This is a genomic window from Tahibacter caeni (assembly GCF_024609805.1).
Classification (GTDB): domain Bacteria; phylum Pseudomonadota; class Gammaproteobacteria; order Xanthomonadales; family Rhodanobacteraceae; genus Tahibacter; species Tahibacter caeni.
Map to the genome: position 1 here is coordinate 1 of NZ_JANFVR010000147.1, position 11,669 is coordinate 11,669.

The window sequence follows — 11,669 nt, forward strand, 5'->3', positions numbered from 1 at the left end:
GTCGTCGTCGGGGTGGGGGCCGCGGCCGCCGGAACCGCCGCCGGCTGCGCGCCTGGCGGCGGCGCGAGCCAGGCGTCGAGGATGCGGCGCGCGAGCGGCGCGGCGTCGTGGGAACCGCTCGCGCCGAATTCCATGACCAGCGCCAGCGCGATCTGCGGTTCTTCCACCGGCGCGAACGCGACGAACAGGGCCTGGTGGCGCTGCGCGTCGTCCAGGCCGCGCGTGTCGACCTCGTTGCCGGTGCGCGAGAAGCGCTGCGCCGTGCCGGTCTTGCCGGCGGTCGTGTACGGCGCGTCGGCGAACGTGCGCGCGGCCGTGCCGGTCGGGCCCGAGACCACGGCGATCATGCCGTCGCGGACGCGGTTCCAGTTGGTCATGTTGACGATGAAGCTGGGTTCCTCGGGCCGCTGCGGCACCGGCTCCACCGGCGCGCTGAAGCCCGACTGCGTCGCGCGCAGCAGATGGATCGGATGATGCGCGCCGCGCGCGGCGAGGATGGCCGTGGCATTGGCCAGCTGCACCGGCGTGACCACCCAATAGCCCTGGCCGATGCCGGCGATGACGGTTTCGCCCGGGAACCAGGGCTTGTCGAACTGCGCGCGCTTCCAGTCCTTGGACGGCAGGATGCCGCTGCCCTCGCCGGTCAGGTCGATGCCGGTGCGCGAGCCGAAGCCGAACTTGGACAGGTAGCCCGACATCCGGTCGATGCCCATGTCCAGCGCGAGCGAGTAGAAATACGTGTTGACCGACTGGGCCAGCGACTCGACCAGATCGACGCGGCCGTGGCCGCCGCGGCGCCAGTCGCGATAGCCGCGGCTCTGGCCCGGGATGTGGAATTCGCCGGTCGACAGCACGGTGTCGTCGATCCGGCGCACGCCCTGCTCGAGCCCGGCGATGCCCATGAAAGGCTTCATCGTCGAGCCCGGCTTGTAGGTGCCGACGAGCGCGCGGTGCAGCAGCGGGCGCAGCGGCGAGCCGATCAGCGTGCGGTAGTCCCCGTGGCTGATGCCGTTGACGAACAGGTTCGGATCGAAGCTCGGCACGCTGACCATGGCCAGCACTTCGCCGTTGCGCGGATCGATCGCGACGGCCGCGCCGGGCTTGCCTTCGAAGATGGCCTCGGCCGCTTCCTGCAGGCGCACGTCGATAGCCAGATAAAGGTTTTTGCCGGGCTTGGGCGGCGTGGAATCCAGCACGCGCAGCGCGCGGCCGTCGGCGTTGATCTCCACGCGTTCGTAGCCGGGCTCGCCGTGCAGCAGCTTCTCGTAGTAGCGCTCGATGCCGGTCTTGCCGATGTGCGTGGTACCGGCGTAGCGCGTCGCGTCGAGCTCGCGCAGATCGGCCTCGTCGATGCGCGCGACATAGCCGACGACGTGGCCGAACTCGGTGCCGCGCGGATAGGTGCGCGTCAGGTACGGCACGACTTCCACGCCCGGAAAGCGCCAGCGGTTGACCGCGAACTTGGCGACCTCGTCCTCGGACAGGCGGAAACGCAGCGGCAGACTGTTGAAGCCGCGGCGGCCCTTGCGCTGTTCCCTGAAGCGCTTGATGTCGTCCTCGGTCAGCGGCACGACTTCGCGCAGCTGTTCGAGCGTCGCGTCCATGTCCTTGACCCGCTCCGGCGTGACCTCGAGCCGGAACGCGGCGGTGTTGTCGGCGAGCAGCACCCCGTTGCGGTCGAAGATCAGGCCGCGCGCCGGTGGAATCGGCCGCAGCTTGATGCGGTTCTGGTCGGCGCGCGTGGCGAACTCGTCATGGCGCACGACCTGCAGATGGACGAAGCGCGCCGCGAGCACGCCGAGGCAGACGACGATGATCAGGAAGCCGACCAGCGCGCGGCGCTGGAACAGCGCGACTTCGCGGCCGCTGTCCTTGAGGCTGGTGCGGCGCGGGCTCATGCCTCGTGCACGCGCAGCCGGGCGCGCAGGTCGTCGAGCAGCAGGAACACCCAGGGCCAGGCCAGCATGCCGGCGACCGGGGCGTACCAGAAGGAGGCCGGCGGCATCGGCGCGCCCGTGAACGCGCGCTCCATCAGGCTCAGCACGCGGTCGTTGAGCAGCAGCGCGAACACGGCCAGCGACTGCTGCCACATCGGGAAGAAGCGCAGGCGCGAGCGAAAGCGCAGCACGATGAAGGCGAGCGCGGCCAGGCGCAGCGCCTGGTCGCCGAGCAGGTCGCCCTGCAGCACGTCGCCGACGAGGCCGAGCAGGAACGCGCGGCCGAGGCCGACGCGCTCAGGTTCCTCCAGCGCCCAGTAGATCAGGATCAGCCCGAGCCAGTACGGCCGGAACGGCAGCAGCACGTCCGGCAGCGGCATCAGCTGCAGCAGGCAGGCCACGATCAGGCTCAGCAGGAACAGCAGGAAATGCGCGCGATGCTTGTTCATCGGCGCTGCTCCGGGGGCGCCGAGGCCGGCGCGGGCGTGGTGCCGCCCGGTCTGGCGGCCGATGGTGCGGTAGCGGGCGCGGCCGCTGCTGCCGAGCCCGCGGGTCGGACGGAGGCCGGCACGGACACGGCCGACATTTCGCCGGTGCCCGGCGGCGCGAGTTCTCCCGGCGACGGCGCCGGCGGTCCGGTTTCGGGCTTCAGCGCCGGCGGACCCACCGGATCGGCCAGCGGCCTCAGCAGCAGCACGTCGCCGCTGCGCTCCAGCGCGGCGGCCGGCCGCGCAACTGCGACGGCGAACATGCCGCTGGGGTCGGCCGCGACCGAGCGGATCTCGCCGACCGGGAACCCGGCCGGGAAGCTGCCGCCGAGGCCCGAGGTCAGCAGCTTGTCGCCGGCCTTCACATCGGCGCTGACCGGAATGTTCGGTACGTCGAGGCGGTCGCTGCTGCCGCTGCCGTACGCGATCGTGCGCAGGCCCGTGCGCTCGATGACGACGGGCACCGCGTGGCTGGTGTCGGTGATCAGGATGGCCGTGGACGTGGTCGGCAGCACTTCGCTGATCTGGCCCATGACGCCGTAGGCGTCGAGCACGGCCTGGCCGACGACGACGCCCTGGCGCGCGCCGGCGTCCAGGGTGATGCGCTGGCGGTAGGGGTCGAGCACGATGTCGATGAGCTTCGCCAGCTGCACGCCGAGGCCCAGCGAATGCTGCACGTCGAGCAGCTCCTTGAGCCGGGTGTTCTGCTCGGCCACGGCGCTGAGCCGGTTCAGGCGCGCCTGGGTCAGCAGCAGCGCCTCGCGCAGGCGCTGGTTTTCCTGGGTCAGGGCCTGGCGGTCGGCCACGGCCAGGCGCACGGTGCGCGCGGCGTCGGCCGGCATCGCGGCGATGCGATAGACCGGCTCCACCGCGACGGCGACGTACTGGCGCACGCGGGCGAGGTAGTGGCCGCGGTAGTCGGCGACCATCAGGGCGACGCCGGCCGCCAGATAGACGACCAGACGCAGGGTGCTGGTCGCTCCGGCGCCGAACAGGGGACTGGTATCGGAGCGGGCAAGCGGCATGCGGGTGGGGCCAGGAAGTCAGCGCCGCGGCGGGCTGCGCCGCGGCGTATGCCGCGGGTTATTCCGGCGCGAAGAAATCGCTGCCGTGCAGGTCGATCAGTTCGAGTGCGCGGCCGCCGCCGCGGGCCACGCAGGTCAGCGGCTCGTCGGCGACCTGCACGTGCAGGCCGGTCTCTTCCGAGATCAGGCGGTCGAGATCGCGCAGCAGCGCGCCGCCGCCGGTCAGCACGATGCCGCGCTCGGCCACGTCGGAGCAGAGCTCCGGCGGCGTCTGCTCCAGCGCGCTGCGCACGGCCGAGACGATGCCCGACAGCGGCTCGTGCAGCGCTTCGAGCACCTCGTTGGAGTTGATCGTGAACATGCGCGGCACGCCTTCGGCCAGATTGCGGCCGGAGACTTCGATCTCGCGCACTTCGCTCTGCGGGTAGGCGCAGCCGACCTCGAGCTTGATGCGCTCGGCCGTCGCCTCGCCGATCAGGGTGCCGTGGTTGCGCCGGACATAGTTGACGATGGCTTCGTCGAAGCGGTCGCCGCCGATCCGGACGGACTGGGAATAAACGATGCCGTTCAAGGAGATGACGGCGACTTCCGAGGTGCCGCCGCCGATGTCCAGGACCATGGAGCCGCGTGCTTCGTGGACCGGGATGCCGGCGCCGATCGCCGCGGCCATGGGTTCCTCGATCAGGAACACGTCGCGGGCGCCGGCGCCCTCGGCCGATTCCTTGATCGCGCGGCGCTCGACCTGGGTCGAGCCGCAGGGCACGCAGATCAGCACGCGCGGGCTGGGCCGCAGCATCCGGCTCTTGTGCACCTGCTTGATGAAGTGCTGCAGCATGGCCTCGGTCATCATGAAATCGGCGATGACGCCGTCTTTCATCGGCCGGATCGCGACGATGGACCCCGGCGTGCGGCCGAGCATGCGCTTGGCGTCGGCGCCGACGGCCGCGACGCTGCGCGGGCCGCCGGGTCCGCGGTCCTGGCGGATCGCGACGACCGAGGGTTCATTGAGGACGATGCCCTGGCCGCGCACGTAGATCAGCGTGTTGGCGGTGCCGAGGTCGATGGACAGATCGTTGGAAAACAGACCGCGAAGGCTTTTGAACATGAGCGCCGGGAGCTGGTGGGAAACGCGGAAACCGTTGCGGAGATCGTCGGGGCCGGAACTCCCGTGCAGCCACCAGGGCGGCCGGACGCGGTCGGAACCGGCGGCCGGCGGGATTGCAGGGGAGCGACGGCCGGCACCGGGACGATACTGCCGGAACTCGTTTCAGGGCTTCCGAAAAGGGGCGGAAAAGGCCGCACAGTCTAGTGTCGGGACCCCGGCTGTGCAAGGTAAGGTCGCGTTAAAAAAGCATTTTTGGGTTTGGATCCGGCGCGGCCCGCAGGCGCCGGTTATGCGCTTTGGTGCATTGCAGCGGCATGCTAAGTTCGGTCGCTCCCGTCCGCCGAACATGCGTTTCACATGTCACTAGACCACGCTGCGGTTCGCCATATCGCCCGTCTGGCCCGGCTCGCCGTCGCCGACGACCAGCTCGAAAGCCTGCGCTCGGATCTCGAACGCGTGCTGCATCTGTTCGACGATCTGGCCGCCGCCAATGTGGACAATCTCGCACCGCTCGCGCATCCGCACGACCAGCCGCTGAGCCTGCGCGAGGACGTCGTCGTCGACACCGACCGCAGCGCGCAGCTGCTCGCGCTCGCCGCTGCCTCGCAGGGCGGCTACTACCTCGTGCCGAAGGTGATCGAATGAGCGCCGCATCGATGGCCGCGCTCGCCGCGGATCTCGCCGCGGGCCGCCGTTCCGCGCTGCAGCTGGCCGACGACGCGCTGGCGCGCGCCGAACGCGCGGCGGCATTGAACAGTTTCATCCGCATCGACGCCGACGGCGCGCGCAGCGCGGCGCGCGCCGTCGATGCGCAGCGCGCTGCCGGCGCTGCGCTGCCGGCGTTGGCGGGAATCCCCTTTGCGCACAAGGATATTTTTTGCACGCGCGGCGTCGCGACGACCTGCGGCTCGCGCATGCTGCGTGATTTCGTGCCGCCGTACGACGCGCAGGTCGTCGAGCGGCTCGCGTCGGCTGGCGCGGTCAGCCTCGGCAAGACCAACATGGACGAATTCGCGATGGGTTCGTCCAACGAAAACAGCGCCTACGGCGCCGTCGCGAATCCCTGGGACACGGCGCGCGTGCCCGGCGGCTCGTCCGGCGGCTCGGCCGCGGCGGTCGCCGCGGGCATCGTGCCGTTCGCGACCGGCACCGACACCGGCGGCTCTATCCGTCAGCCGGCCGCGTTCTGCGGCATCACCGGACTCAAGCCGACCTACGGCCGCGTCTCGCGCTACGGCATGATCGCCTACGCGTCGAGCCTCGACTGTGCCGGCGTGCTCGCGCGCTCGGCCGCCGACTGCGCGATCGTGTTCGATGCGATCGCCGGCTTCGATCCGCGCGACGCGACGAGCGTCGCGCGGCCGGCCGAAGCGACGGCCGCGCTGCTGGAGCAGCCGCTGGCCGGGCTGCGCATCGGCATCGCGCGCGAATATTTCGGCAGCGGCGTGCAGGCCGGGGTCGGCGAGCGCGTCCACGCGGCGCTGCGCGAGCTCGAACGCCTCGGTGCGGTGCTCGTCGACGTGAGCCTGCCGAACGCGCACCACGCGATCGCGGCGTATTACGTGATCGCGCCGGCCGAGGCCTCGAGCAATCTCGCGCGCTACGACGGCGTGCGCTACGGCCATCGCACGGCGCATGCGCGGTCGCTCGACGAGCTGTACAGCCTGAGCCGCGCCGAGGGCTTCGGCGCCGAAGTGCAGCGGCGCATCCTCGTCGGCACCTATGCGCTGTCGGCGGGTTATTACGACGCCTATTACCTGCGCGCGCAGAAGGTACGCCGGCTCATCGCGAACGACTTCGCCGCGGCGTTCGCCGGCGTCGACCTGATCGCCGGGCCGACCGCGCCGACGACGGCGTTCCGTCTCGGCGAGAAGGCCGGCGACGCGCTGGCGATGTACGCGGCCGACGTCAACACGGTCGCGGTCAACCTCGCCGGGCTCCCGGCGATCTCGCTGCCGGCCGGCCTCGCCGGCGGCCTGCCGGCCGGCCTGCAGCTGATCGCGCCGGCCTTCGCCGAGGCGCGCCTGCTGAACGCGGCGCACCGGCTGCAACTGGCCACCGACTGGCACCTGCAGGAGCCCGCCGCATGAACGCCCAGGTACAACCGGCCGCCTCGGCCTGGCAGGCCGTGATCGGTCTGGAAATCCACGCCCAGCTCAGCACGGCGAGCAAGCTGTTCTCGGGCGCGTCTACCGCCTACGGCGCCGAGCCGAACACGCAGACCTCGCTGGTCGACTGCGCGATGCCGGGCACCCTGCCCGTGCCCAACCGCGAAGCCGTGCGCAAGGCGATCCAGTTCGGCCTCGCGATCGACGCGGCGATCGCGCCGCAGTCGGTGTTCGCGCGCAAGAACTACTTCTATCCGGACCTGCCCAAGGGCTATCAGATCAGCCAGTACGAGCTGCCCGTCGTCGGCGCCGGCCGCCTGCGCGTGCGCGTCGACGACGGCCGCGTCATCGAGGTCGAGATCCAGCGCGCGCACCTGGAGGAAGACGCCGGCAAGTCGGTGCACGACGCGTTCCATGCGGAGACCGGCATCGACCTGAATCGCGCCGGCACGCCGCTGCTGGAGATCGTCTCGGCGCCGGTGCTGCACTCGGCCGCCGAGGCCGTCGCCTACATGCGCACGGTGCACACGCTCGTGCGCTGGCTCGGCATCTGCGACGGCAACATGCAGGAAGGCTCGTTCCGCTGCGACTGCAACGTCTCGGTGCGCCGCGGCAGCGACGCGCCGCTCGGCACGCGCACCGAGATCAAGAACGTCAACTCGTTCCGCTTCGTCGAGAAGGCCATCGAGTACGAGATCGAGCGCCAGATCCGCGCGCTGGAGAACGGCGAATCCATCGTGCAGGAGACGCGCCTGTACGACCCGGCGCGGCACCAGACGCGCCCGATGCGCAGCAAGGAATCGGCCGACGACTACCGCTATTTCCCCGATCCGGATCTGCCGCCGCTCGTGATCGCCGCGGCCGACGTCGCGCGCGAACGCGACGCGCTGCCCGAGCTGCCGCAGGCGCGGCGCGAACGCTACGTCGCCGTGCTGGGCCTGCCCGACGCCGATGCGGACCAGCTCTGCGCCGACCGCGCGACGGCCGACTACTTCGAGGCCGTGCTCGCCGCGCTGCCGGGCCAGGCCAAGCTCTGCGCGAACTGGGTGCTCGGCGAGGTCGCCGCGAACCTCAACGAGGCCGGCATCGAGATCGCCGCGGCGCCGGTGTCCGCGGCCGCGCTGGCCGAGCTGCTTGCGCGCCTGCGCGACGGCAGCATCTCCGGCAAGATCGCCAAGGACGTATTCGCGGCGATGTGGGCCGGCGAAGGCGGCGCCGACGCGATCATCGAGGCGCGCGGGCTGCGGCAGATTTCCGACAGCGGCGCGCTGGCCGCGGCGATAGCCGCGGTGCTCGCCGAGCATCCGGCGCAGGTCGCCGACTACCGCGGCGGCAACGAGAAGCTGCTGCAGTTCTTCGTCGGCCAGACCATGAAGCGCACGCGCGGCCAGGCCAATCCGCAGCAGCTCAACGAACTGCTGCGGCAGAAGCTCGCGGCGCCCTGAGGCGCCGCCTCCGGGCGGTTCCGCACGGAGCCGGCGGCGGGCTCAGTCGAAGCCGCGGCGGAAGATCACGTCCTGCTGCACGACGACGCGCGGCAGGCCGCTGACCACGCTGCGCCCTATGCCCAGCGTGCCGAGGTAGTCGTCGCCCCAGCAGTACAGGCCGCCGCCGGCGATGCCGGCGCAGACATGCGTGCCGCCGATCGCGAGCTTGCCGTCGGCGAGCCCGCTGAGCCCCACGACCGGCGTCGGCAGCAGGCGCTGGCTGCGCACCGGCGGGCCGTTGCCGAGATCGCCGTCGTAGTCGCCTCCCCAGCACGAGACGCTGCCGTCGCGCACGGCGCAGCTGATGTCGTCGCCGGCGGCGATCGCGATTACGTTGCTGTCCATGCCGGTGACCGGCGCGGGCAGGTACTGCGGATCGTTGAGCACGCCGTCGCCGAGCTGGCCGTAGCCGTCATAGCCCCAGCAGCGGGCCGCGCCGCCGACGATCGCACAGCTGTGGTTGACGCCGGTGCTGATCGCCTGCACGTTCGCGTCCAGGCCGCCGACGGCGACCGGCGCCGCCTGCAGGCCCGTGTGCTCGCCATTGCCGAGCTGGCCGTCGGTGTTGAGGCCCCAGCAGTAGCCGGCGCCGTTCTTGATCGCGCAGTTGTGCGAATAGCCGGCCGCGATCGCGCTGACGCCGCCGGCCAGGCCGCTGACCGCGACGGGAACCAGGCTCGCCTCGGTCTTGCCGTTGCCGAGCTCGCCGTTGACGCCCTGTCCCCAGCACCAGACGCCCCCGCCGGCGAGCGCGCAGGAATGGCGGCGGCCTGCTGCGACCTGGATTGCGCCCACCGGCAAGCCGGGCACGGCCGTCGGCGTGGCACGCCCGTTCTGGTCGCCGAGGCCGAGCTGGCCGAAATCGTTGTTGCCCCAGCAGAACACGCTGCCGCCGACGACGGCGCAGCTGTGCGCTTCTCCGCCGGCGACCGAGGCGGGTGCCGTCCCTATGCCGGCGACCGGCGTCGGCAGGCCTTCGCCAAGCGAGGCCTGGCCCAGGCCGAGCTCGTTGTCGCCGTTGTAGCCCCAGCAATGCAGGCCGCCCGGCAGCGCTGCGCAACTGTGTCCCATGCCGAGTCCGACGGCGCCGACGCCGCTGCCCGGCGCCAGGGTGTGCACGGGTTCCGGGCGCAGCGCGGCGGAGCCGTCGCCGAGTTCGCCTTCGCCGTCGAAGCCCCAGCAGCGCAGCGTCGAGTCGGCCAGGCGCGCGCAGCTGTGGTAGCTGCGCGCCGTGATGGCCTGGGCCGTGGCGAGCTGCGGCAACTGCACCGGCGTGCTGCTGAAGTCGGCGGCGAGGTTCCCGATCTGCCGATAGTGATTGTCGCCCCAGCACCAGGCAGAGCCGGCCACCAGCGCGCAGGCGTGCACGCTGGCGACGGCGATCGCATCGGCCGCGCCCGGCAGGCCGGTGACCGCGACGGGTACGGGCGACGCGTCCTGGTTGCCGTTGCCGAGCTGGCCCGACGCATTCTGGCCCCAGCAATGCACGCCGCCGCCGGCGGCCAGCGCGCAGGAATTGACCGCCGCGGCGTGGATCTGCAGCACGGTGCCGAGGTTGGCCACGCGGACCGGCGTGCTCTCGTAGGTGCCGGTCGTGCCGTCGCCGAGCTGGCCGGACATGTTGTTGCCCCAGCACCAGGGCTGTCCGTCGACGATCGCGCAGGCATGGAACACGCCGGCGGCGATCTGCTGCACCGTGCCCGCCGGCAACGCGACCGGTGTGGGCTGCAGGCGGTCGTCGAAGCTGCGGTCGCCGAGCTGGCCGTAAAAGTTCTCGCCCCAGCACTTGGCCGCGCCCGCGACGATGGCGCAGGTGCTGGTCTCGCCGGCGCTGACGGCGCTCGCGACGCCGCCGAGTCCCTGCACTTCGACCGGCAGATTGCTGTCGTCGGTGTTGCCGCTGCCGAGCTGGCCGGCGGCGTTGAAGCCCCAGCACCAGATCCGGCCGCCCGCGAGCGCGCAGCTGTGGCGGCCGGCCGTCGTCACCTGCTGCGCCGGCAGCGGCAGGCCGCGCACGGGCTGCGGATCGACGCGGTCGGTCTGGTCGCCGCTGCCGAGCTGGCCGAACAGGTTGTTGCCCCAGCACTGCACGGTGCCGTTCTGCAGCACGGTGCAGGAGTGCCGTGCGCCGGCCGCGAGGGTCGCGGCGCCCTGCAGCGGTATCACGACGCCGCGGCCGTCGAGGGCCTGCGCGGCCGTCGCGGCCAGGGCCAGCACCGCGGCGCAGAGGCGTACGGAGATCGGGATCATGCGGCGGACCGGCTGCGGAAACAGGGCCGCATGATCGCGCGCGCCGCGCCGGCCTGTCATCCGTGCCGCGGGACTCAGCCGCGACGACCGAGCCGTACGGCGCGGTAGCGCAGCGGAGTCACGCCGGTCAGCGCCTTGAACTGGCGCGTGAACGCGCTCTGGTCGGCGTAGCCGCAGGCGCTCGCGACCGCGGCTACGCTGTCGCCGGTGCCGGCCAGCAGGCGCGAGGCCGCCTCGATCCGCGTGCGCGCGAGCAGCTGCATCGGCGTCAGATCGAACAGGCGCTTGACCAGCCGCTCGAGCCGGCGCGTGCCGAGGCCGGCGACGTGCGCCAAGGTCGCGATGCGCACGGCCTCGCCGTAGTGCTGCTGCAGATAGTCGATCGCGCGCGCGACGCGGTTGATGCTCTCGTCGGCCGGATCGACATGGCGGCAGATGCCGCAGAGGCCGACGACGTCGCCGTTCTCGACGATCGGAAATTTGTACGAGACGCACCAGCTCGCTTCGCCGTCGGCACGCGGCACGCGCTGCAGGCGGTCGTGGATCTCGATGCGCTCGTCTAGCACGGCGCGGTCCTGCGCGTAGTAGAACGCGCCGTAGGGCTCGGGAAACAGCTCCTCCGCCGTGCGACCGAGCAGGTCGCTCTTGCTGCGTCCGCCGCAGCGGTCCACGAGCGTGCGATTGACTGCGACGTAGCGCGCCTCGCGGTTCTTGACGAAGAACAGCGTGTCCTGCGCGCAGTCGAACAGGCGCTCGGCGAGCAGGGCCGCCGACTGCATCGATACGGAAACGCCGCCCGCCATGCCGAGGCCGGCATGCGGCTGGATCGCAGCCATTGCACTCTCCCGTGCCGGCAGCGCCCCCCGGCGCCGCTTGCGGAGCGGCGGCGCCTGCGCGCGCCGCTCCTGCCCGATCCGACACCCCGGTTGTCGGAACCGATCAATACCCGATTGATCCGGACGCCGATAGTAGCCGGGTTTCGCGCCCGACAAATCCTCTGGTCGAAGCTGGCGGCCCTCTTCCGCCGATCCGTGCGTGGTTCCCCTGTCCTCGTGTGGAGAAATATCGATGAATACGCATTTTCGCTTTGCTGCATTGTGTATGGCACTGGCGTCGGTCCTGCCCGCCGCCGCGTTCGCCGCCGGCGCGGCGCCGGCCGCGTTCGATCATTCGCTGAATCCGCTCGCGCGCGTCGAGCAGCAGGTCATGCCGGCCGTCGACGTCGCGGCGCTGACGCGCGAGGACGCGACGCGGCGCGCGCGCGACCTG

At 71.5% G+C, this 11,669-nt stretch carries 9 protein-coding genes; 3 read left to right on the forward strand and 6 right to left on the reverse strand.

Features of this window, described 5'->3' with window-relative positions:
- From mrdA to NON22_RS13475, 4 genes are all read right to left on the reverse strand, one after another.
- On the reverse strand, window positions 1–1,898 hold a 1,898-nt coding region (gene mrdA / locus NON22_RS13460; protein ID WP_257387454.1), incomplete at its 3' end, for a penicillin-binding protein 2.
- Window positions 1,895–2,386 carry a rod shape-determining protein MreD gene (gene mreD, locus NON22_RS13465; RefSeq protein WP_257387455.1) on the reverse strand — a complete coding sequence of 164 codons (492 nt, stop codon included), beginning with the start codon at window positions 2,384–2,386 and terminating at the stop codon, window positions 1,895–1,897. The genes mrdA and mreD, both read right to left, overlap by 4 nt.
- Window positions 2,383–3,450: a rod shape-determining protein MreC gene (gene mreC / locus NON22_RS13470; RefSeq protein ID WP_257387456.1), complete on the reverse strand. Its 1,068-nt coding sequence runs from the start codon at window positions 3,448–3,450 to the stop codon at window positions 2,383–2,385. Before mreC ends, mreD begins: the two co-directional genes overlap by 4 nt.
- 58 nt (window positions 3,451–3,508) lie before the next feature.
- Window positions 3,509–4,555, reverse strand: coding sequence for a rod shape-determining protein (locus NON22_RS13475; RefSeq protein WP_257387457.1), 1,047 nt, complete (start codon window positions 4,553–4,555; stop codon window positions 3,509–3,511).
- Window positions 4,556–4,912: 357 nt separating this feature from the next.
- On the opposite strand from NON22_RS13475, the gene gatC reads away from it, so the two are divergent.
- The 3 genes from gatC to gatB are packed head-to-tail and all read left to right on the forward strand — an operon-like array spanning window position 4,913 to window position 8,108.
- Window positions 4,913–5,200: an Asp-tRNA(Asn)/Glu-tRNA(Gln) amidotransferase subunit GatC gene (gene gatC / locus NON22_RS13480; protein WP_257387458.1), complete on the forward strand. Its 288-nt coding sequence runs from the start codon at window positions 4,913–4,915 to the stop codon at window positions 5,198–5,200.
- On the forward strand, window positions 5,197–6,645 hold the full coding sequence (gatA, locus tag NON22_RS13485) for an Asp-tRNA(Asn)/Glu-tRNA(Gln) amidotransferase subunit GatA (RefSeq protein WP_257387459.1): 1,449 nt from the start codon (window positions 5,197–5,199) through the stop codon (window positions 6,643–6,645). The genes gatC and gatA overlap by 4 nt, the downstream gene beginning before the upstream one ends.
- Window positions 6,642–8,108 carry an Asp-tRNA(Asn)/Glu-tRNA(Gln) amidotransferase subunit GatB gene (gatB, locus tag NON22_RS13490; protein WP_257387460.1) on the forward strand — a complete coding sequence of 489 codons (1,467 nt, stop codon included), beginning with the start codon at window positions 6,642–6,644 and terminating at the stop codon, window positions 8,106–8,108. Before gatA ends, gatB begins: the two co-directional genes overlap by 4 nt.
- Window positions 8,109–8,150: 42 nt before the next feature.
- Here gatB and NON22_RS13495 read toward each other — a convergent pair whose 3' ends face one another.
- Window positions 8,151–10,400, reverse strand: coding sequence for an RCC1 domain-containing protein (locus NON22_RS13495; RefSeq protein ID WP_257387461.1), 2,250 nt, complete (start codon window positions 10,398–10,400; stop codon window positions 8,151–8,153).
- Between the two features lie 74 nt (window positions 10,401–10,474).
- Complete coding sequence (locus tag NON22_RS13500; protein WP_257387462.1) at window positions 10,475–11,236, reverse strand: AraC family transcriptional regulator; 762 nt, start codon at window positions 11,234–11,236, stop codon at window positions 10,475–10,477.
- Between the last annotated feature and the right edge of the window lie 433 nt (window positions 11,237–11,669).

What these genes read in the sequence shown, in the direction of transcription:
- mreD (WP_257387455.1), bottom strand. Translation starts at nt 2,386, where the DNA reads ATGAACAAGCATCGCGCGCATTTCCTGCTGTTCCTGCTGAGCCTGATC.
- mreC (WP_257387456.1), bottom strand. Translation starts at nt 3,450, where the DNA reads ATGCCGCTTGCCCGCTCCGATACCAGTCCCCTGTTCGGCGCCGGAGCG.
- NON22_RS13475 (WP_257387457.1), bottom strand. Translation starts at nt 4,555, where the DNA reads ATGTTCAAAAGCCTTCGCGGTCTGTTTTCCAACGATCTGTCCATCGAC.
- gatC (WP_257387458.1), top strand. Translation starts at nt 4,913, where the DNA reads ATGTCACTAGACCACGCTGCGGTTCGCCATATCGCCCGTCTGGCCCGG.
- gatA (WP_257387459.1), top strand. Translation starts at nt 5,197, where the DNA reads ATGAGCGCCGCATCGATGGCCGCGCTCGCCGCGGATCTCGCCGCGGGC.
- gatB (WP_257387460.1), top strand. Translation starts at nt 6,642, where the DNA reads ATGAACGCCCAGGTACAACCGGCCGCCTCGGCCTGGCAGGCCGTGATC.
- NON22_RS13495 (WP_257387461.1), bottom strand. Translation starts at nt 10,400, where the DNA reads ATGATCCCGATCTCCGTACGCCTCTGCGCCGCGGTGCTGGCCCTGGCC.
- NON22_RS13500 (WP_257387462.1), bottom strand. Translation starts at nt 11,236, where the DNA reads ATGGCTGCGATCCAGCCGCATGCCGGCCTCGGCATGGCGGGCGGCGTT.